The sequence below is a fragment of the Parasphingorhabdus sp. genome, assembly GCF_048269915.1.
Classification (GTDB): domain Bacteria; phylum Pseudomonadota; class Alphaproteobacteria; order Sphingomonadales; family Sphingomonadaceae; genus Parasphingorhabdus.
In genome coordinates, this window is record NZ_JBLWTY010000002.1 from 205,187 (window position 1) to 226,170 (window position 20,984).

General features: G+C 56.5%; 15 protein-coding genes. 12 read left to right on the plus strand and 3 right to left on the minus strand.

Annotation, left to right across the window (positions count from 1 at the left end):
* Positions 1 to 7: 7 nt before the first annotated feature.
* Positions 8 to 1,987 (minus strand): lytic transglycosylase domain-containing protein, encoded by a 1,980-nt coding sequence (locus ACN0WX_RS05970; protein WP_417621394.1) that lies wholly within the window; start codon positions 1,985 to 1,987, stop codon positions 8 to 10.
* 114 nt (positions 1,988 to 2,101) lie between these two features.
* Here ACN0WX_RS05970 and dapA point away from each other — a divergent pair, with 114 nt between their 5' ends.
* From dapA to alaS, 6 genes are all read left to right on the plus strand, one after another.
* Entirely contained in the window at positions 2,102 to 2,977 is an 876-nt protein-coding gene (gene dapA / locus ACN0WX_RS05975) for a 4-hydroxy-tetrahydrodipicolinate synthase (protein ID WP_417621395.1), read from the plus strand.
* A complete protein-coding gene (gene smpB / locus ACN0WX_RS05980; RefSeq protein WP_417621396.1) occupies positions 2,977 to 3,459 on the plus strand; it encodes an SsrA-binding protein SmpB in 483 nt (160 codons plus the stop codon). Before dapA ends, smpB begins: the two co-directional genes overlap by 1 nt.
* Positions 3,452 to 4,066 (plus strand): DUF2062 domain-containing protein, encoded by a 615-nt coding sequence (locus tag ACN0WX_RS05985; RefSeq protein ID WP_417621397.1) that lies wholly within the window; start codon positions 3,452 to 3,454, stop codon positions 4,064 to 4,066. The genes smpB and ACN0WX_RS05985 overlap by 8 nt, the downstream gene beginning before the upstream one ends.
* Positions 4,067 to 4,142: 76 nt before the next feature.
* Complete coding sequence (locus ACN0WX_RS05990; RefSeq protein ID WP_417621859.1) at positions 4,143 to 6,497, plus strand: response regulator; 2,355 nt, start codon at positions 4,143 to 4,145, stop codon at positions 6,495 to 6,497.
* A 146-nt stretch (positions 6,498 to 6,643) separates the two neighbouring features.
* Positions 6,644 to 7,726 (plus strand): recombinase RecA, encoded by a 1,083-nt coding sequence (gene recA, locus ACN0WX_RS05995; RefSeq protein ID WP_417621398.1) that lies wholly within the window; start codon positions 6,644 to 6,646, stop codon positions 7,724 to 7,726.
* Positions 7,727 to 8,216: 490 nt separating this feature from the next.
* Positions 8,217 to 10,865 (plus strand): alanine--tRNA ligase, encoded by a 2,649-nt coding sequence (gene alaS / locus ACN0WX_RS06000; RefSeq protein ID WP_417621399.1) that lies wholly within the window; start codon positions 8,217 to 8,219, stop codon positions 10,863 to 10,865.
* Here the strand turns inward: alaS and ACN0WX_RS06005 are convergent.
* The gene (locus tag ACN0WX_RS06005) at positions 10,849 to 12,672 is read right to left on the minus strand and encodes a cation:proton antiporter (protein ID WP_417621400.1); all 1,824 of its coding nucleotides are present in this window, start codon (positions 12,670 to 12,672) and stop codon (positions 10,849 to 10,851) included. The two genes, alaS and ACN0WX_RS06005, sit on opposite strands and share 17 nt — an antisense overlap.
* Before the next feature lie 60 nt (positions 12,673 to 12,732).
* Between ACN0WX_RS06005 and ACN0WX_RS06010 the strand changes: the two genes are divergently transcribed.
* The gene (locus ACN0WX_RS06010; RefSeq protein ID WP_417621401.1) at positions 12,733 to 13,959 is read left to right on the plus strand and encodes an FAD-dependent oxidoreductase; all 1,227 of its coding nucleotides are present in this window, start codon (positions 12,733 to 12,735) and stop codon (positions 13,957 to 13,959) included.
* Here the strand turns inward: ACN0WX_RS06010 and ACN0WX_RS06015 are convergent, their stop codons facing one another.
* Positions 13,960 to 15,180 carry an NADP-dependent isocitrate dehydrogenase gene (locus tag ACN0WX_RS06015; protein ID WP_417621402.1) on the minus strand — a complete coding sequence of 407 codons (1,221 nt, stop codon included), beginning with the start codon at positions 15,178 to 15,180 and terminating at the stop codon, positions 13,960 to 13,962.
* 179 nt (positions 15,181 to 15,359) lie between these two features.
* On the opposite strand from ACN0WX_RS06015, the gene ACN0WX_RS06020 reads away from it, so the two are divergent.
* The 5 genes from ACN0WX_RS06020 to tsf all read left to right on the plus strand — a co-directional run bounded on the left by ACN0WX_RS06020 (position 15,360) and on the right by tsf (position 20,969).
* Positions 15,360 to 16,094, plus strand: coding sequence for a phosphatidylserine decarboxylase (locus ACN0WX_RS06020; RefSeq protein ID WP_417621403.1), 735 nt, complete (start codon positions 15,360 to 15,362; stop codon positions 16,092 to 16,094).
* Between the two features lie 55 nt (positions 16,095 to 16,149).
* The gene (locus tag ACN0WX_RS06025) at positions 16,150 to 16,926 is read left to right on the plus strand and encodes a CDP-alcohol phosphatidyltransferase family protein (RefSeq protein ID WP_417621404.1); all 777 of its coding nucleotides are present in this window, start codon (positions 16,150 to 16,152) and stop codon (positions 16,924 to 16,926) included.
* 471 nt (positions 16,927 to 17,397) lie between these two features.
* Complete coding sequence (locus tag ACN0WX_RS06030; RefSeq protein ID WP_417621405.1) at positions 17,398 to 18,744, plus strand: amidohydrolase family protein; 1,347 nt, start codon at positions 17,398 to 17,400, stop codon at positions 18,742 to 18,744.
* Between the two features lie 236 nt (positions 18,745 to 18,980).
* The gene (gene rpsB / locus ACN0WX_RS06035) at positions 18,981 to 19,934 is read left to right on the plus strand and encodes a 30S ribosomal protein S2 (RefSeq protein ID WP_417621406.1); all 954 of its coding nucleotides are present in this window, start codon (positions 18,981 to 18,983) and stop codon (positions 19,932 to 19,934) included.
* Between the two features lie 111 nt (positions 19,935 to 20,045).
* The gene (gene tsf / locus ACN0WX_RS06040) at positions 20,046 to 20,969 is read left to right on the plus strand and encodes a translation elongation factor Ts (RefSeq protein WP_417621407.1); all 924 of its coding nucleotides are present in this window, start codon (positions 20,046 to 20,048) and stop codon (positions 20,967 to 20,969) included.
* Positions 20,970 to 20,984 lie beyond the last annotated feature (15 nt).

A 20,984-nucleotide genomic window follows, 5' to 3' on the forward strand; every position in this document is an offset into this window, starting at 1 on the left:
TTAAATATCAACCTTTGTAATTTTTCCCGATATAACGCGTCAGCGGCGTGTCGCTGCGGATTGTCGGGCCGCGCGGGTTTTTGGTATCGTAAACCACTGCGTTTTCCAGCACGCGCTTCACATAATTGCGGGTTTCGGAAATCGGAATGTCCTCGATCCACTGGACCCAATCGATCCCGCCCATGCGTGGATCACCATTGGCGCGGAGCCATTTGTTCACATTGCCGGGACCGGCGTTATAGGCGGCGATGGCGAGCGGGTAGCTGCCGCCATAATAATCCATCATCCGCTGGATATAGCCGCTGCCTAGCCGGATATTATATTGCGGATCATCGGTCAGCGACGAGAGATTATAGGACAGGTTCGCCTTGCCCGACTGTTCCCGGGCGGTGCCAGGCATCAGCTGCATCAGGCCGCGCGCGCCGGCATGGCTGATGGCGCCTTCGGCAAACTGGCTTTCCTGCCGGGTGATCGCGTGGATGATCGTCCAGCTGTTTTCATGGCCGAACGGCACGTTCATCGTCGGGAAGGCGGTTTCGTCGATCGCGCCGACGCCGGCGCCGAGTGAGCTGATCCCCTTGATCACGCCGAGATCGCGCGCGCCGATGCGGGTGGCGAGATCGCTGATCAGCAGATAGTCTTTCGCCGTCTTGGCATTATAGGCGAGGGCACGGTGGAAACGGATTTGCTCACGCCATGGGCCCGTGCGGACCGAGGCCTTGGTCGCGATGACCAGAGGTTCCTTGTCGAAGGCGCGGCGCTCTTCGTCGGTGATGTCTACGGCTGGCTTGCGATTGAATTCCGGCAGCGGACGACCGAGCCGCTCCAGCGACAGCTGGCCATAGAAATAATCCGGGAACGCGGCAGCTTTCTCGAAATAGGCGTTGGCCTGAGCGGTTTCGCCCGCTTCGGCAGCGGCGCGACCGGCCCAGTAATAACCTTTGGAAGTGATATTGGGTGAATCGTAGGATTGCGCATAGAGATCGAACATGCGGACGGCCTTGGCAGGCTGACGCATGCCATTCAGTGCAGATGTACCCGCGACCCACGCGAGATCGGAATATTTGTCACGAACGCGGGAATTCTGGTCGGCGATCCGGACCGGCGTGTCGTAGGCGTCCTCGATTTTGGAGGCGATTTCATAGGCTGTCGTCCACTGCCGGTCATTGGCTGCGGCTTCGGCATTGATCAGCATCGCCTCGAACCAGGTTTCGGGCATCGCCGGTTTTACCCGCAGCGGCAATCTTGTCGCCATCAGTTGGCGGGCGGCGTAGCTTTGCCCATTGTTGCGCAAATAGCGAGCGCGATCAGCTAGATAGCCTGCATCATCGCGGGCGATGGCGCCAACCGCACTTGCCTGATCATTGGCATCAGGCGCTTCGGTGAGCTGCGCAAGACGGGCGGCAAATACGGATCGTCGAGCAGGAGAGGTGAAGACCAGCTGGCGCGCTGCATCGCGGGTCGCGCGCGCCCAGAGCAAGGCATCCATCCGCGCATCATGATCGTCGATCGTCAGGGCGGAGCTGAACCGGGTGATCAGGGCAGCTTCGTCTTCATCGGTCAGCGTACCGCCGCGCCACGCCTGTTTGGCCATGGCATTGGCCTTGTCGCGCTGGCCAGAGGCTTGCAGGGCGACTGCATATTTGGCGGCCCCGGCATTGGTGATCGGATCAAAACGGTCAAAAAACGCGATAACCCGGCTCGGCGAGAAGCTGTTGATATTGATCGCCTGCTCGGCATTGCGCTGCATCCGCGTATCGTCCGGCCAGCCAGGATAGGTGACCAGAAAACCGGCATAATCCTCGAAAGAATAATTGTCGGACTGGGTGAGTACCCGCCAGCGCTGGAGGCCGAGGACGGCGTTGCCGCCGGTCGGATCAGACAGCCCGCTCTCGCTGCTTTGCCAGCCAATCTGTTCGGCCGCCACACAGGTTGCAGGCGATAAAAGCAGCGCTCCAATGAGAAATCTTGATACCATGCTGGACATTATGGGGCTAGGCTCCTTATCAGGCGCTGAACGGCGCACTATATCGCTGTTAATAATGCAAATGACTTGGTGGCGGCTTTGCCCATTTCCAAGGTAAATATAAAGGATTATTCCATGTTTTCCGGCTCAATTCCGGCTCTGGCGACGCCCTTTCGCGACGGATCGTTTGCCGAAGACCAGTTTCGCGCCCTGGTGGACTGGCAGATTGATCAGGGCAGCAGTGCCTTGGTACCCTGCGGTACCACGGGCGAGGCGTCCACCCTGTCCAATGCCGAACATCATCGCGTCATTGAAGTGTGCATCGAGCAGGCGGCTGGCCGGGTGCCGGTCATTGCCGGTTGCGGATCCAACGACACGACCAATGCCCTGCTGCATCTCAACTTCTCGAAAAAATGCGGTGCTGCGGCAGGTCTGGTGGTCGCGCCATATTACAATCGTCCCAACCAGGAGGGCATTACCGCCCATTTCACGACCCTGACGGAAAAAAATGATCTGCCTCTGGTCCTTTATAATGTCCCGGCCCGTACGGTGACCGATATCCAGCCCGATACGGTTGCCGCTCTTTCCCAGTTGCCGAGTGTTATTGCGATCAAGGATGCCAGCGGTGATCTCGACCGGGTTACAGAGCACCGCCTCAATTGCGCGGATGATTTTGTGATGCTTTCCGGAGTGGATGAATTGTCGCTGGCGTTTAATGCCGCCGGTGGTGTGGGTTGTATTTCGGTGACTGCCAATGTTGCGCCCAAATTATGTGCGGAATTCCAGGCGGCCTGTGCAGCCGGCGACTATGCCAAGGCACGCGAGTTGAACGATGTGCTCTATCCGCTGCACAAGTCGTTATTTTCCGATGCGTCGCCGGGTCCGATCAAATATGCGATGTCCCGGGTTTTGGACAATTTTTCACCGGACCTGAGATTGCCGATGACGCCGCCATCAGAAGCCAGCCGCAAAGCGGTGGATTCTGCTCTGGAAGGCGCTGGCCTGATCTGATGGCAAAACCGCGGCCGGAGGAGTTTGACAAGAAAAAGATCGTCGCCGAGAACCGGCGCGCGCGCTATGACTATCATCTCGAGGACCGGTTCGAGGCGGGCATCATGCTGACTGGAACGGAGGTTAAGTCCCTGCGCTTCGGATCGGGTGCGATAGCCGAAAGCTATGCTGAGGTGAAGGATGACGAGGTCTGGCTGATCAACGCCAATATTCCCGAATGGAGTCATGGCAACCGTCACAATCACACACCGACCCGGCCCCGCAAGCTGTTGCTCAGTCGACGCGAAATCAACAAATTATACGGCGCAGTGATGCGCAAGGGGATGACCATTGTCCCGCTGTCGATCTATTTCAACAGCAAGGGACGAGCGAAGCTCGAACTGGCACTGGCCAAGGGCAAGAAGGCACCGGACAAAAGGCAGACTGAAAAGGACCGGGACTGGAAACGGCAGCAGGGCCGGCTGATGCGCGAACATGGTTGATCAGAAGCCCAATATCCATGACAAGGATTTTGTTGCGCGTTTGATCATGTTCGTGGTCCATTGGTTCCAGCGCAAGATGCCGACCCGCGCGGCGATGGAACAGAATAAATATCTCAAGCCAATCGCCCATCGCTTCCTGCATTCGGAACTTTGGCGCTTCACCAGACGCTCGGTACCGCGTGGGGTCGCCCTGGGCATGGTGGCGGCTTTCCTGGTTCCGGTTGGCCAGATATTTGCGGCGATGTTTTTGGCGCTCCCGGTACGCGCCAATGTACCGGTTGCTGCGATCACCACCTTTATCACCAATCCCTTCACCTACCCGTTCTGGATTGCGGCGGCGAACCAGACGGGAAAATTCGTCCTGCAGATTGATGCGATGACCGCCGGGCAGCCGATCAATACGCATATGCAAAGCGAATTTGGCCAGTGGCTGAGTTGGCTGGTGCGCGAAGCTGGTGTAACTGCTTTTGGATTTCTCCTGTTTGCAATATTTTTTGCAGCCATCGGTTATCTGATCAGTTCTTTTGCATGGCGCTGGTGGATCGGAAGAAAGCGGACAGGGCGGTTGAACAAACTTCTTACCAACAGGGCTAAAAATGGCGAGTAAGGTCGAGAACAAGACCGGATTGCTGAACCCCAGCACCCGCAAGGCAAAGTCCGATGCCTGGACTAGGGCGGCGTTGATGGCTGTCGCGGTACTCGCATCCGTGGGTCTATTATATTGGCAGGTCCAGAATATTACCCTGATCATCGCCTTTCTGGCATTGGTGTTCAGCTTGGCCGGGATCGTATATTTCTTTCGACCGCAACAGGCCGCTACGGATCAGGAATATGCCAATCCCGACGACTGGGCGGTAACCCGGATGGTTGCTGATCAGTCCGATGTCGGCTTGGCCATTACCGACCGGGCTGGCCGGCTGGTCTGCGCCAACGAGCTTTTTACCAAATGGTTCAATGGCCCGGCGGTCCCGCCCGAATTGCCCTTGCTGGCTGGCGGTAGTGAACTGCTCGCGACGGCGGGCCGCACTGCCTGGCGCGATGGTCGCGGCTATGCCGAAGGCCTGAAGCGTGGCGTAGCCGAATATAGCGCAAAAGTGGTCCGGACCGGCCAGGGGGATGAATATCTTCTTTGGCAGCTGATCCCGCAGGTGCAGGTTGATATTCTGGATGATATGATCCGGATGATAAGCGGCGGCGGAGGCCGCGCATTTTCAGAATCCGGCATTTTGGCAAGCGTCATCGGTGGGGAAGGGCGCATTCGCGCATCCAACCAGGCCTTTGCCTTGCGTGCAACCGGCCGGGTCGATGCCAATATTGCGGGCCGCAATTTTATCAATTTCCTGCGATCCGACGACAAGGGCACGATCTTTTTCGAACGCGAGGGACGGCATGGCACCCCAGTTCGGTTGTTCCACGTCCCGCTCGACCGGGAAAAGGAAAAAGGCCCGGCGTTGATTCTCCTGATTGATGATGATGGCGGAATGGTCGAACGCGGCAAGGCGCTGGAACAGGTGGAGTCGATGTTGTCGCTGCTCCCCCTGGGCCTGGCACTGACAGATCGGGATGGCCGGTTTCTGTTTTTCAATGATGCCTTTGCCAAAACCGCCGGCATTGGTGAGAAGGAGCAACCGCTATATCCCGGCGATCTTATGATACGCGATGACAAATCTGCGGTGGCTGATGCCGTGCGGCGCTATGCCAGCGGTCCGGCAATGGCCGGCGATCTCGCAGTGCGGCTGCGCAATGGCGGCGAGGAGCCGGTTGCGCTGGGTATCGCCGGTATTCGCGGACTGGGTGACGCCGCCGTACTGCTGTCGATCCGGGATAATAGTGAAGAGTCGAAGTTAAAGAGCCAGGTGGCGCAGGCGACCAAGATGCAGGCCGTGGGGCAGCTGGCCGGGGGCGTCGCCCATGATTTCAACAATATTCTGACCGCTATTATCGGCCATTGCGATTTGATGCTGTTGCGTCATGCGCCGGGCGACAGCGACTATGACGATATTCAGCAGGTCAAGAATAACAGCAACCGGGCGGCCGGGCTGACCCGGCAATTGCTGGCCTTCTCCCGGCAGCAAACTTTGCGTCCGCAAGTGCTTCAATTGCCGGATGTGGTGGCGGATGTCTCCAACCTGCTCAAGCGTCTGCTGGATGAGAAAATCGAGCTGGAAGTGCGGCATGGCCGCAATCTCGGGCTGGTTCGTGCGGATCCGGGGCAGTTGGAGCAGGTGATCATCAATCTTGGCGTTAACGCGCGTGATGCTATGCCGGGTGGTGGCAAGATTTCGATCTCGACCCAGTCCGTGGTCGCCTCCGACGTGCGGGCGCTAAAAAGGGATATTCTGCCGATTGGCGATTATACGGCGCTGATCTTTACCGACTCCGGCAATGGTATCCCGCCCGACGTGATTGGCAAGATTTTTGAACCGTTTTTCACCACCAAGGCGGTGGGCAAGGGCACGGGTCTGGGATTGTCGACAGTATACGGGATTATCAAGCAGTCCGGCGGCTATATTTTTGCCGATTCCATCCTTGGCGAGGGGACCACCTTCTCTATCTATTTCCCGGTTCACCGGCCAAGGCCGGATGAGACAGAGCGCGCTACATTGAGTTCGCCCCCTGTCAAGGCAACTGCCAAGAAAGAATTGTGGGGCAGCGGACATATTCTGCTGGTCGAGGATGAGGATATGGTGCGCGCGGTCGCCGAGCGGGCGCTCACCCGGCAGGGCTATACTGTGGTTACCGCCAGTGAAGGCGAGGAGGCGCTGGGGCTGCTCGCGGATCAGGATAGCATGGAGCAGCCTTTCGACATAATCGTGTCCGACGTGGTGATGCCCAATATGGATGGTCCGACGATGGCGAAGCATGTCCGCAAGCATTTTCCCGATCTGCCAATCCTGTTCATGTCCGGCTATGCAGAGGAACAGCTGCGCAAATCAATCAATCTCGACAAGGTCAATTTCCTGCCCAAGCCATTCTCGGTGGCGCAAATTGCCGAAGCGGTGGGAGAGACGCTGGCCGAACATGCCAAGATCGGGTAAGAAAGAATGTTTTCAGTATAAATTACAATGGGATAGCTCATTCGCAAATTATTTATGTTCCCCCCTTGTTCTATGAGAACAAATACGGTACATAATCTCTATCATTGATTGATGATGGTTAAACATTTAGCGAAGGGGACAGGCAAATGGCCGGCAATTTAAAAGTCGTAGAATCGGATAATCAATTGAATTCATCAGACAGGCAAAAGGCGCTCGACGCCGCACTGGCGCAGATAGATCGCGCCTTTGGTAAAGGGTCCGCCATGAAGCTGGGCCAGCGCAAGGCACTGGAAGTGGAGGCTATCTCAACCGGTAGTCTGGGGCTGGATATTGCGCTGGGCATCGGGGGATTGCCAAAGGGCCGTGTGATTGAAGTTTACGGACCGGAAAGCTCGGGCAAGACGACGCTGGCTTTGCACGTCATTGCCGAAGCCCAGAAAAATGGCGGCACGGCTGCCTTCGTTGACGCGGAGCATGCGCTCGACCCTGTCTATGCCAAGGCTTTGGGCGTCAACACGGACGAGTTGATAATTTCCCAGCCCGACACTGGCGAGCAGGCTCTGGAAATCACCGATACGCTGGTTCGTTCCAACGCGATCGACATATTGGTGGTCGATTCGGTTGCCGCTCTGGTGCCGCGCGCGGAAATCGAAGGCGAAATGGGGGATACCCATGTCGGTTTGCAGGCGCGCCTGATGAGTCAGGCGCTGCGCAAGCTGACCGGTTCGATCAGTCGCTCCAAATGCATGGTGATTTTCATCAACCAGATTCGCATGAAAATTGGCGTGATGTATGGCAGCCCCGAAACGACATCGGGCGGTAATGCGCTGAAATTCTATGCCTCGGTCCGTCTCGACATAAGACGTACCGGCCAGATCAAGGAACGCGACGATATTGTCGGCAACTCGACCCGCGTGAAAGTGGTCAAGAACAAGGTTGCCCCGCCGTTCAAGCAGGTCGAGTTTGACATCATGTATGGCCAGGGCATTTCCAAGGTCGGCGAGATTATCGATCTTGGCGTGAAGGCTGGCGTTGTTGAAAAATCGGGCGCCTGGTTCTCCTATGATTCGGTGCGGATCGGACAGGGGCGTGAAAATTCTAAACGCTTCCTGCTCGAAAATCCGGAAATGATGACGAAACTGGAAAATCAAATTCGCGGCAAGCAGGAAGAAGTGGCCGAGGAAATGATGAACGGTCCCGTTGGCAAGGCCGATGATGGTGATGAATAGATGACGGTGATGAATAGATAATCCGACTATCACCGTAGCGACAGATGGAATCTTGCGGGCGTTAATATATCCCGCCTGAAGATTGGCATGGTGGCCTGTCAGCTCCATCTTGCGCATGAATAGTGAATAACAAATAGCGAATAAAGCCTCTGAAGCTTTGCCGGATCACTCTCCCCCGAGGCGATCCCTGGCATAGGGCCGTCCTTCTGTCCCCCGACTGCAAGGACGGCCCGTTTGCGATTTGTAGGGGCTCCGTCAAATATTGGAAAGGATTGAGATCAGGCCGTTTACGCCGCTTCCTTGGCTCAAAGCTTGCCAGTCGCGCGCCGGGCTGGATGAGCGCAATGCCCATTTGCTGCCCTGGCTGGCCCATATTCATGCCCGTCCGCAATATCAGACGGCGCTCTAAAAAGGCGGGCCCTATGCCTATGCGTGATTTTCGGCGAAGTGCGGGATTGTAAAGGGCAGAGCGCTCGCCTAAGTCGAATTCATGCAAACTACCAATGATATAAGACGGTCTTTTCTGGACTATTTCGCCGGTCAGGGGCACGAGATTGTCCCTTCTTCGCCGCTCATTCCCTATAATGATCCGACATTGATGTTCATCAATGCGGGCATGGTCCCGTTTAAGAATATTTTTACGGGGGCAGAGAAGAGTGCCTATTCTACCGCTACCTCGAGCCAGAAATGCGTCCGCGCTGGCGGCAAGCATAATGATCTCGACAATGTCGGCTATACCGCGCGACATCATACATTTTTTGAAATGCTCGGGAATTTTTCTTTCGGCGATTATTTCAAGGAGCAGGCGATTGTTCATGCGTGGACGCTGATCACCAAGACCTGGGGAATCTCTCCTGACCGGCTGACGGTGACCGTCTATCATACCGACGACGAAGCCTTCGATCTGTGGAAGAAAATTTCCGGCCTGCCGGATGCGCGGATCATCCGCATCGCGACCGATGACAATTTCTGGTCGATGGGCGATACCGGCCCGTGCGGGCCTTGCAGCGAGATTTTTTACGATCATGGCGACCATATCCCCGGCGGGCCTCCGGGCAGTCCGGACGAGGATGGCGACCGTTTCGTCGAAATCTGGAATCTGGTGTTCATGCAATATGATCAGCGCGGTGAAGGGGATCGCGTTGAGTTGCCCAAGCCATCAATCGATACCGGCATGGGGCTGGAGCGCGTTGCCGCGGTCATGCAGGGCGTCCATGACAATTACGACATCGATCTGTTCAAGGCATTGATCGCCGAATCCGGCTCATTGACCGGCACCGCTACAACAGGTGATAACCAGGCCAGTCATCGGGTAATTGCAGACCATTTGCGCGCGTCATCTTTCCTCGTTGCCGATGGCGTACTGCCATCCAATGAGGGGCGCGGCTATGTGCTGCGCCGGATCATGCGGCGAGCGATGCGTCACGCCCATTTGCTCGGTGCCAAGGATCCGTTGATGCACCGGATGGTTGGTTCGCTGACCGGCGAAATGGGCAATGCCTTTCCCGAACTGATCCGCGCCCAGCCGCTGATCGAGGAAACCTTGCTGCGTGAGGAAACCAATTTCCGGCAGACCTTGGCCAATGGCCTGAAATTGCTCGATGCCGAAATTGCCGACATGCAGGAAGGGGATGTTCTTCCCGGCGCAACCGCATTCAAGCTCTATGATACATACGGCTTTCCTTACGATCTGACTGAGGACGCATTGCGCACCCAGTCGCTCGGTGTGGATCGCGAAGGCTTTGACAAGGCCATGGCGGAACAGAAAGCTGCTGCGCGCGCTGCCTGGAAAGGCTCCGGCGATCAGGCATCCGATACCGTCTGGTTCGATATTGCCGAGCGGGAAGGCAGCACGGAGTTTACCGGCTATACTTCCGAAGAGGGCGAGGGTGTCGTCGTTGCATTGGTCAAGGAAGGCGTTGAAATCCAATCGGCTGATGCAGGCGATACGGTCATTTTGCTAACCAATCAGACGCCTTTTTATGGCGAAAGCGGTGGCCAAATGGGCGACGCGGGCGAAATTTCCGGAGCAGATGATTTTGCGGCGATCGTGACCGATACCCGAAAACCGTTGGGACGGCTTCATGCTCACCAGATTGAAATTAATTCCGGCTCCGTGTCAGTCGGAGATAGGGTCCATCTTCAGGTAGACAAAGACCGGCGCACCGCGCTTCGTGCGAATCATAGTGCAACCCACTTGCTCCATAAGGCATTGCGCCACCATCTCGGCGACCATGTAACGCAAAAAGGCAGTCTGGTGGCACCTGATCGTTTGCGTTTTGATTTCTCGCATCCCTCCGCTTTGAGTGATGCCGAGATTCAGGCCGTCGAGGCGGATGTGAATGCCCAGATTCGCGGAAATAGTCCGGTCACCACGCGACTGATGAGCCCCGATGATGCCGTCAAAGCGGGCGCGCTGGCGCTGTTTGGTGAAAAATATGGCGACGAGGTTCGCGTGCTGTCGATGGGCCGCGATGCCGATCTGGATTATTCGGTAGAGCTATGTGGCGGCACCCACGTCCATGCGCTTGGTGATATTGGTCTGATGACGATTATATCGGAATCCGCAGTTGCCAGTGGAGTCCGGCGGATTGAAGCGCTCACCGGAGAAGCAGCGCGGTTGTGGCTTGCGGATCGCGATGCCAAGCTGAAATCGATTGCCAGCGCGCTCAAGGCTTCCCCCGAAGAAGCGGCGGACCGGGTTGCTGTTCTGGTCGACGAACGCAAAAAGTTGGAGCGCGAGCTGACCGAAGCAAAAAAAGCCCTGGCGCTGGCCGGTGATGGCGGCAGCGCAAAAGCGGCCGCCACCGAAACCATCGGTGATGTGGCCTTTGGCGGGCAGGTTATTCAGGGTTTGAATCCGAAGGAATTGCGCGGCCTGATTGATCAGGCGAAACAGAAGTTGTCCAGCGGCGTCAGCGCTTTGGTCGCGGTTAACGATGGCCGGGCAACGGTTGCGGTCGGCGTGACTGATGACCTGACCGAGCGATTCAGCGCAGTTGATCTGGTTCAGGCTGCAGTTGCTGCTGTCGGCGGGAAGGGCGGCGGCGGTCGTCCGGACATGGCACAGGGTGGCGGTCCGGATGGCGGCAAAGCCGATGATGCTATCGCGGCAATCCGGACTATTCTTGCGGGCTGAGTCCGTCGGGCACCAAGTCGTCGGCAGTCGCCTGTCTGGCGGAAGTACCCATGGATTTGAGCCCGGGCTGCTCGTCCAGATCGCCTTCTTCCTGAATTTGTCGGCGATAAATATCGCGCACTTCATGGATCGAGGCGATGACCGGACCCATTGCAACGCCATTTTCAACGAGTACGGCTTCTGACAATTGCAGCGATCCCTCGAGCGCTTCGGGTACGGCATTGGTCGCGCCAGCCTGATAAAGCTCAGCGGCATGATCAATATCCCGCGCCCGCGCTATGATCGGGAGGTCCGGCACCCAGGCGCGGACTTTTTTGACAATCTGTACCGACAATACCGGTTCATCCATCGTCAGAACCAGCGCCTTGGCATGGCCCAGCCTCAGCCGGTCGAGCATTTCGTTGCGCGAAACATTGCCGAAAATAATGGGAAAGCCTTCGCGCCGTGCCTTGGCAACTGCATCGATATTGGACTCCACCGCCAGAAATTTCTGACCATGGGTTGTCAGCAACTCAGCAACCAGCTTGCCCACCCGGCCGAAGCCGATGATGATGGTTTGCTGGGCGTCAATCGGCTGTTCGTCCGGTGCCGGGCCCCCATCGCTGCGCATTTCCATCCGTCTCGCTATGTCATGACCAAATCGGGCCAGTAGCGGTGTTATCGTGAGGCCGATGGCAGTCACGATCTGCCAGAAAGCGGCAGTTTGTGGCTGAATCAGCTGGGCCTGCAAGGCCGCCGCCAGAACAATCAGGGTGGTTTCGGAAGGGCTGGCCATCAACACGCCGGCTTCGGTGGCGGTGCCAGCGCGCGCACCGGCAAAACGGAGCAATCCGCCGGTAACGGCAGCTTTCACCACCACGACACCGACAACGGCGGTGAGCAGGCTTGCCCAGTTTTCAAGCACCACGCGGATATCAACCTGCATTCCAACTGTGATCAGAAATACGCCAAGCGCCAGCCCCTTGAACGGTTGCGTGATTACTTCGACTTCGCCGTGATATTCGGTTTCCGCGATGAGCAGACCGGCAAGCAATGCGCCGACGATCGGTGACAGACCGGTGGCCGCGGTCGCGAGGCTGGCCAGGATGATGACCAGCAAGCTAACCGCAAGGAACAGCTCGGGACTCTTTGTTCGTGCCGCTTGCGCAAAAATACGGGGCAGGAGCAAACGGCCGAGAACCAGCATGCCGATGATGACTGCGCCGCCGAGCAGCAATGTTCGCCCCAGGTCATTCCAGCCACCATCGGCGGATATCGCTGGCGAGATCGCGCCAAGAAGGAAGATGATCGGCACGATGGCGACATCTTCGAACAGAAGCATTGCCAGGGCGGCCCGGCCAACCTGGCTTTTCGTCCCGGACATCGGCAGAACCAGGGCGGTCGAGGAAAGCGCTAGAGCCAGCCCCAGCCCCAGTGCGCCGGCGGAATTCTGGCCCAGTAAATATAATACCGAACCAATGATCAGACCCGAAGCGAGCAATTCTGCTGCACCCACACCGAATACGAGTCGACGGAGCGACCACAGGCGTTTGAACGACAGTTCCAGCCCGATTGAGAAGAGCAGCAGAATGATTCCCATTTCCGCAAAGGGTTCGATAGCCTCGCGGTCGCTGATCGTGACAAATTGCAGCCAGGAATATTGATCCTCCAGAGACCCGAGGCCTGACGGGCCGAGCAAAATACCGACCAGAATGAACCCGATGATCGGCGTGATCCGGAAACGGGCAAAGGCAGGAATGACGATCCCTGCCGCACCGAGAATCACGATGGCGTCAACGATGGCTGGATTTTCAAGCGGACTATGCATGGGGCGACTCTATACGCGAACGATGCTATTTGTCAGCAGGTTACATGATGGAGAGCGCGAATGATCGATAGGGGACGCGACATTTTGATCGTCGGCGGCGGCCCTGCCGGGATGATGGCGGGATTGCTCTTTGCGCGTGCTGGTCTGAACGTGGCTGTGTTGGAGAAACATGGAGACTTTCTTAGAGATTTCAGGGGTGACACGGTCCATCCTTCCACGCTGGAGCTTTTTCATCAGTTGGGCATGTTGAAGGATCTGCTGAAACTGCCGCACAGCCGGCTCGATCAGGCTTCCATCCATATTGCCGGATTGCAGATGAAAGCACTAGATTTCCGGCATTTACCCGTCGCTGCACCCTATATTGCGATGATGCCGCAATGGGATTTGCTCAACTTCATCGCGAGCAAGGGCAAACAATATCCCGGTTTTGATTTGCGCATGGAAAGCGAAGCGGTCGGCCTGTTATACGATGGTGCAGAGCGTGTTTGCGGGGTCGAAACCGCGGACGGGCTGAGGCTGAATGCAAAACTGGTCATTGCCGCCGACGGCAGAAGATCGGTGTTGCGCGGCAAGGCTGAGTTGCCGTTGCAGAATATCGGCGCACCGATGGATGTCTTCTGGTTTCGGATTGATAAACCGGAGGACTGTGGCGGTGACGTCTTCGCAACGATTCAGGCTGGTCGGTTCATGGTGATGATCGATCGTCAGGATTACTATCAATGCGCCTATGTTTTCAACAAGGGGCAGGCCGACGAAGTGAAGGCTGCGGGGCTCGAGGCCTTTCGGGCTGGCCTGCGGTCTCTGGTTCCTGGCCTGGCCGAGGCTTTCGACCAGATTGCCAGTTGGGATCAGGTCAAAACGCTGGAAGTGGCGCTTGATCGACTGCAGCGCTGGCATCGCCCCGGCCTGCTGGTGATTGGCGATGCTGCACATGCGATGTCGCCTATTGGCGGTGTCGGTATCAATATTGCAATTCAGGATGCCGTGACGACGGCCAATGTTCTGGCCGGTCCGATGGCGAGGGGAACGCATCCTGATCCTCTGCTGGCGCAAGTCCATGCCCGCCGAATCAAGTCCGTACGGCGCATGCAGATGTTGCAGAAATTGGCCCAGGACCGGGTGATTGCTCCGCTGCTGCGGCGTAGCCGACCAATCGAGAAGCCGTTTTTTGCCTTGAAACTACTGGACCGGCTGCCGCTTTTGCGCCGCATTCCCGGACGGGTGATCGGCATGGGATTCGGGCGAGAGGATATCCAGTCGCCCGAAATTCCCTTCAAACCGGACTGATTATTTCCAGTTTGCCATTTCTGCTTCGAGATTGGAGCGGATGGCTTCGAAAAACTGTTCGGTCGTCATCCAGGATTGCTCCGGCCCGATGAGGATTGCCAGATCCTTGGTCATGCTGCCGCTTTCCACGGTCTGGATACAGACGCGCTCCAGGGTCTCGGCAAAACGCGTTACTTCCGGCGTATCGTCGAACTTGCCGCGATAGATCAGGCCGCGGGTCCAGGCGAAGATCGACGCAATCGGGTTGGTCGATGTTGCCTTGCCTTGCTGATGCTGGCGATAGTGACGGGTTACGGTGCCGTGCGCCGCTTCCGCCTCGACGCAATCGCCGGTCGGGGTCATAAGTACGGACGTCATCAGGCCGAGCGAACCAAAGCCCTGTGCCACGGTATCCGACTGCACGTCGCCATCATAATTTTTGCAGGCCCAGACGAACTTGCCGCTCCATTTCAGGGCGGAGGCGACCATGTCGTCAATCAGGCGGTGTTCGTAGGTGATGCCAGCCTTGTCGAACTTGTCCTTGAATTCGGTCTGGAAGATTTCCTCGAACAAATCCTTGAAGCGCCCGTCATAGGCCTTCATGATCGTGTTCTTGGTCGACAGGTAAACCGGCCATTCGCGGTTCAGGCCGTAGTTCATCGATGCACGGGCGAAATCCCGGATCGAATCGTCAAGATTATACATGGCCATGGCGATGCCGGGGGAAGGGAACTGGAAGACTTCCTCATCGATCTTGTCGCCATTATCGCCTTCCCAGACGAGACGCAGCTTGCCCGGTCCCGGAACCTTGAAGTCTGTCGAACGATACTGGTCGCCAAATGCATGACGGCCAACAACGATCGGATCGGTCCAGCCCGGTACGAGACGCGGCACATTGTCGATTACGATCGGTTCGCGGAACACAACGCCACCCAGGATATTGCGAATGGTGCCGTTCGGGGATTTCCACATCCGCTTGAGGCCAAATTCTTCGACCCGGTCTTCATCCGGCGTGATTGTCGCGCATTTTACGCCAACCCCGTGCTTCTTGATCGCATTGGCGGCATCGACAGTGATTTTGTCATTGGTGTCGTCACGGACTTCGATCGAGAGGTCATAATAATGGAGGTCAATGTCGAGATAAGGTTCTATCAGCCGTTCGCGAATCCATTGCCAGATGATGCGCGTCATTTCGTCGCCGTCAATTTCGACGACCGGGTTTTTGACCTTGATTTTCGACATATTGCTTGAGTCTTTCGTGATACGGGAACCAAAGGGAGGAATGATATTGCGAGCCTCTTAGCAAAGATTGCCATTTGTTCAACCTCGAGTTGTCCAAGCTTCTGCAAAATCCCGATGTAGAGCGTCGATATATCAACGGGAGTATTGTCAGAACAATAGCCCGCCTCTAAGTAGCGTTCATGGCAATCGAAAAATATTCAAACAAAGGGCTGGGCGAAGCCAAATGGGCTTTCCCGCCGGTGCATCCCGAAGGTCGCAAATTTGCCGTCATCGCTGCAGCTATCACGGCGTTTTTTGCCGTCATGGCGTGGGAAACGCTGGCTTGGCCCATGGCGGGCATTACCGTTTGGGTCTTGGCTTTTTTCCGCGATCCCAAGCGGGTTACGCCGCTGGATGAAAAATATATAATTGCACCTGCGGATGGCTTGGTAAACCTGATCATGCCGGTCCGGCCGCCCGTCGAATTGCAGGGCGATGGTGGCCTTGGTGATGAAGAACTGATCCGGGTTTCGATTTTCATGAGTGTGTTTGATGTCCACATCAATCGGACACCGATTGAGGGGACGGTCAAGCGTCAGGCCTATATTTCCGGCAAGTTTCTCAACGCTGACCTCGACAAAGCAAGCGAAGAAAATGAAAGGCAGCATTTTCTCGTCGAACGCAACGACGGTCTGAAAGTGGGTTTCACGCAGATTGCCGGGTTGGTAGCCCGGCGGATCATGTCCTTTGTCAAGGAAGGTGACTATGTTGCTGCCGGACAGCGAATCGGACTGATTCGATTTGGCAGCCGTGTTGATGTCTATTTGCCCAAGGGAACATTACCCAATGTCGTGCTGGGACAGCGGACCATTGCCGGTGAAACCGTCATCGCCGTTATCGGCGAGCGGAAAGAGATTGAAGGCGTTGGCCAATGATCACCGGGTCGGCCGTTGACCGGCTGGGTTCATATTGATGGCCGGAAAAGGTTCAATGAAGCGGCCTGAGCGCGGCATTCCTCTGCGCGCCTTTGTACCGAATGCAGTGACCGCTTTGGCGCTATGCGTCGGATTGAGCGCCGTTCGTTTTGCCTATATGGACAATTGGGTGCTGGCCGCCGGAGCGATCGTTCTCGCTGGCATATTGGATGGCCTGGATGGCCGGATAGCCCGGCTGCTGAACGCGCAGAGCCGTTTTGGCGCTGAACTGGACTCGCTTTCGGATGTGATTGCCTTTGGTGTGTCGCCTGCGCTGGTGATGTTTCTCTGGTCAACGCAATATATGCCGCAATTTGGCTGGGTGTTGGCGCTGACTATGGTGGTCGGCTGTGCGCTCAGACTGGCACGCTTCAATGCCTTGATTGATGATCAGGACCAGCCCCACAAGTCGGCCGGGTTCCTGACTGGTATCCCGGCACCCGTCGGGGCAGGGCTGGCGATGCTGCCGCTTTATCTGTGGTTGATCACCGAGCTGGAAATTTTCCGCCATTATGCGCTGGTGACGCCATGGATGGTCCTGATCGCTTTTCTGATGATTTCCAACACCGCGACATATAGCTGGTCGTCGCTGCGCCTGCGGAAGAATATCAGGCTGGAAGGGATCGCCGTGGTTGCGCTGGTCGGCGTTGCCCTGATCAACTCGCCGTGGATCATGCTGACAGCGATCAGTGTCGGCTATCTGTTACTGATTCCGTTCAGCGTCAGAAGCTATGGCAAGATCAAGCGGCAACGCGCAGCGGAACGGGCTGCAGCGAGCGATTCCGGGTCATAGGCTGCGGTGCTTTGATAATCCGGTGGCGAAAAGCCGTCGGCTGCAGAACTGCCTTGGACTGATTGGCTCTCAATTCATTTTGCCTCAACTCGTTCAGAATGACACTGGCAATCCTGTTACGATATTGAAAAACCATCATCGCGATAACGGTGACCGCACCGATGAAAGCAAGCGCAAAAAAAGTGGAAATGGCGATGGTAAGCATGAGACAATCCCGTTTGTTCTTTCTATATACGCTCAATGTTCCATTTATGTTCTTATTGTCAAGCGCTATTTGAATCGGACCCGGAATCAGCGACTGGTGCGGCTGTTTCCGCCAGAACAGGCTTTATTTTCTAATTGCCCGATGATAGCCTCGGCAACGCACTGGCCCTGGAGGAATAACTGAAAATTCGTCGCCTGCTTTTCTTTATTTCCTCCATTCTTGTATCCCTGTCACCGGTTTCGGCCCTGGCATCAGATCGAGAGAAATTGCTCATAACCAATGTCCGCATTCTCGCGCTGAGCGAAACACAGCCGACATTCACTGCAGGCATGTCCGTGCTCGTGAGCGACGGAATCATCGAACAAGTTGCACCTGATATACCATCTTCTGCTTCGGCCGGTGCTGTGGTTATTGATGGCGCTGGCCGAATTGTCATGCCGGGACTGGTCGATATGCATGTGCATATCTGGGACGAGGCGGCGCTAGGTGCCTATCTCGCCAACGGCGTAACCACCGTACGCAACGCATCCGGGATGCCGTTGCATCTTGACCTTTCAGAGCGAATTCGGACAGGAGAACTGGCCGGGCCACGCGTGATAACGACCGGTCCGATACTCAACAGCCCGGGTCCGAATGCGCAGGTCATTCACCAGATCATAATGACAGATGATGAAGCACGCGCAGCCGTCCGGGCGCAACAGCAAGCCGGATTCCGGCGACTGAAAGTCTATTCGAACCTCACGCGGGAAGCCTATGAAGCTGTGCTGGACGAGGCGAGGAGCCTCGGCATGACGATCATGGGGCATTCCCCCGAAGGCGTTAGAGCCACGGGAATGCCGCATGATATTCCGTTTGAGATCGCATTCGAAGATTTGATCGACGATGGTTTTGTCACGTTTGAACATATCGAGAGCATCGTCTGGCATGGCCTGAGAGATCGCCACGACCCGCGGGCGGCTCGCGTGCTTGGCGAGAAAATCGCGGAAGCGGGCGTAGCGGTCGATCCGACCCTGCTGGCTTTCTACAATCTTCTGCGCGTGGCCGAGACCCGGGGTGAATATCTGTCGCGTCCGGGAGTCGAGATATTGAATCCACTTGTGGTGCAGCAGGAGAAAGCAAATTACGAGCGATGGGCGAGCGAAGATATCGAACGCAACCGCAAGGCGTTTGAATTCTACAAGCAGGCCACCCGTATTTTTGCCGAAGCTGGCGTGCTGCTCGTGACAGGTAGCGATGCGGGAATATTTACCAATATTCCCGGGCGCTCGTTGATCAAAGAGCTGGAATTGCTGCACGAAGCGGGCCTATCACGGCTGCATGTGCTTCGGGCGGCAACCGTCAATACGGCGATTGCGCTCGGTGAGCAGGGCCGCTTCGGCGCAATCGCGGAGGGGCAACGGGCCGATTTCCTGCTTCTTGAAAATGATCCCACCGAGGATCTGACGGCGCTGAAAACACCATCAGCTGTCGTTGCAGATGGTCGCTATTATGGCCGGGAGGATCTCCAGCGCCTGAACGCGGCGGCGAGTCAGCACCATCCCGAGCGAACGCAACGGAACCTTGTCGAGGGGCTGCAGGCCCAGGGTGCTGACGTCTCTGTATTGGGACTCTGAAGCTCAGGCCTCGGAAACCGATCTTCCCGCAGGGACAGGTCGCGGGTTACTCCGCACTCTTCCCCGATTGCCTGTGTTTTGCCGAGGGTATAGTTTAGGGTTGCATTTCCCGCTCGACCTCTCTAACGCGCCCGATATTCCACATGGAAAGCACTCATACCGGTGCCAATGGCGGCCTTTCAGGTCGTTTGAGGTTCTCAGCTTTCCAGAGGCATAACCGGATAAGGAGAAATATTATGGCGGCCCCTGTCGTCACCCTACAGCAATTGATTGAAGCCGGAGCGCATTTCGGCCACCAGACCCACCGCTGGAACCCAAAGATGAAACCCTATATCTTTGGTGCCCGTAACGGTGTCCATATTCTTGACCTGTCGCAGAGCGTGCCTTTGTTTGCCCGCTCGCTCGATTTTATCGCCAATGCCGTTTCGGCTGGCGGCAAGGTCCTGTTCGTTGGTACCAAGCGTCAGGCGCAAGAGCCTATCGCTGAAGCAGCCCGCGCAAGTGGCCAGCATTTCGTCAACCATCGCTGGCTCGGCGGCATGCTGACCAACTGGAAAACCATTTCCAACTCTATTCGCCGGATGAAGACTCTGGAAGAGCAGCTTGGTGGTGACACCGCTGGCTTCACCAAGAAAGAAGTCCTGCAGATGACGCGCGAGCACATCAAGCTGGAACTGTCTCTGGGCGGTATCCGCGACATGGGCGGCATTCCCGATGTCATGTTCGTCATCGACGCCAACAAGGAAGAGCTGGCGATCAAGGAAGCCAATGTTCTGGGTATCCCGGTTGTTGCCATTCTCGACTCCAACGTCGACCCCAGCAACATCGCTTTCCCGGTTCCGGGCAATGATGACGCGGCCCGCGCGATTCGCCTTTATTGCGAATCCGTTGCTGCGGCAGCCACCAAGGGTGGTCAGGACGCTTCGGTTGCAGCCGGTGAAGATCTCGGTGCAGCGGTTGCGCCTCCGGTTGAGCAGATTGTTTCGAGCGAAGCCAATGCCAGTGCAATGGTTTCCGGCGAAGAAGCAGCGGTTGCCGATATTGCTGAAATAGCGGCAGAAATGGCACCGGCTGAAGAAGCGCCGGCGGCGGAAGAAAAAGCAGCACCGAAAAAGGCTGCGGCGAAGAAACCGGCTGCCAAAAAGGCTGCTGCCAAGAAAGACGACGACAAGGCTGACGAAAAAGCCTGAACTTGAAGCGTCTTTCTGCGGTCATATATTGGCGGCAAAGCAAAATAACCGGGGCGGCATTTTTGTCGCCCCAATTTCACATTTTCCGATCAAGCAATTGAGGAACAGATAATGGCTATTACAGCAGCAGCAGTGAAAGAACTGCGCGAGCGTACCGGTGCGGGCATGATGGACTGCAAAAAGGCGCTCAACGAAACCAATGGCGACGTGGAAGCAGCAGTCGATCTGTTGCGGACCAAGGGGCTCGCTGCGGCGCAGAAAAAATCCAGCCGCACAGCGGCCGAAGGGCTTGTCGGTGTTGCCGTCGAAGGCACACGCGGCGTAGCCGTTGAAGTGAACAGTGAAACAGATTTCGTCGCCAAGAACGACCAGTTTCAGGATTTTGTCGGCAAGGTAACGCAGGTTGCACTGGGTATGGACAGCGATGATGTTGAAGCCTTGTCGGCTGCGGAATATCCTGCCGGTGGCACCGTACAGGACGTTCTGACCAACAATATTGCTACCATTGGCGAAAATCAGGCAATCCGCCGGATGAAGACCGTTGCGGTCTCCAATGGTCTCGTGGTTCCTTATATCCACAATGCGGTTACGCCGACCATGGGCAAGATCGGCGTACTGGTCGCTCTTGAAAGCACGGCAGGTGCCGATGTTCTGGAGCCTCTGGGCAAGCAGATCGCCATGCATATCGCTGCGGCCTTCCCGCTGGCGCTGAACGCAGACGGTCTCGATCAGGAGATGCTGGCTCGTGAACGTATGATCGCCACTGAAAAGGCTGCGGAATCCGGCAAGCCGGAAAATATCGTCGAAAAAATGGTTGATGGCGCGATGGCAAAATTTGCCAAGGAAAACGCTTTGCTCAGCCAGATTTTTGTGATGGATAACAAAACTCCGATAGCCCAGGTTGTCGAGCAAGCTGGCAAGGATGCTGGCGCGGAAATCAAGCTGACAGAATATGTCCGCTTCCAGCTTGGCGAAGGCATTGAGAAGAAAGAAGATGATTTTGCGGCTGAAGTCGCAGCTGCGGTTGCCGGTTAATCGATCATCGCATGG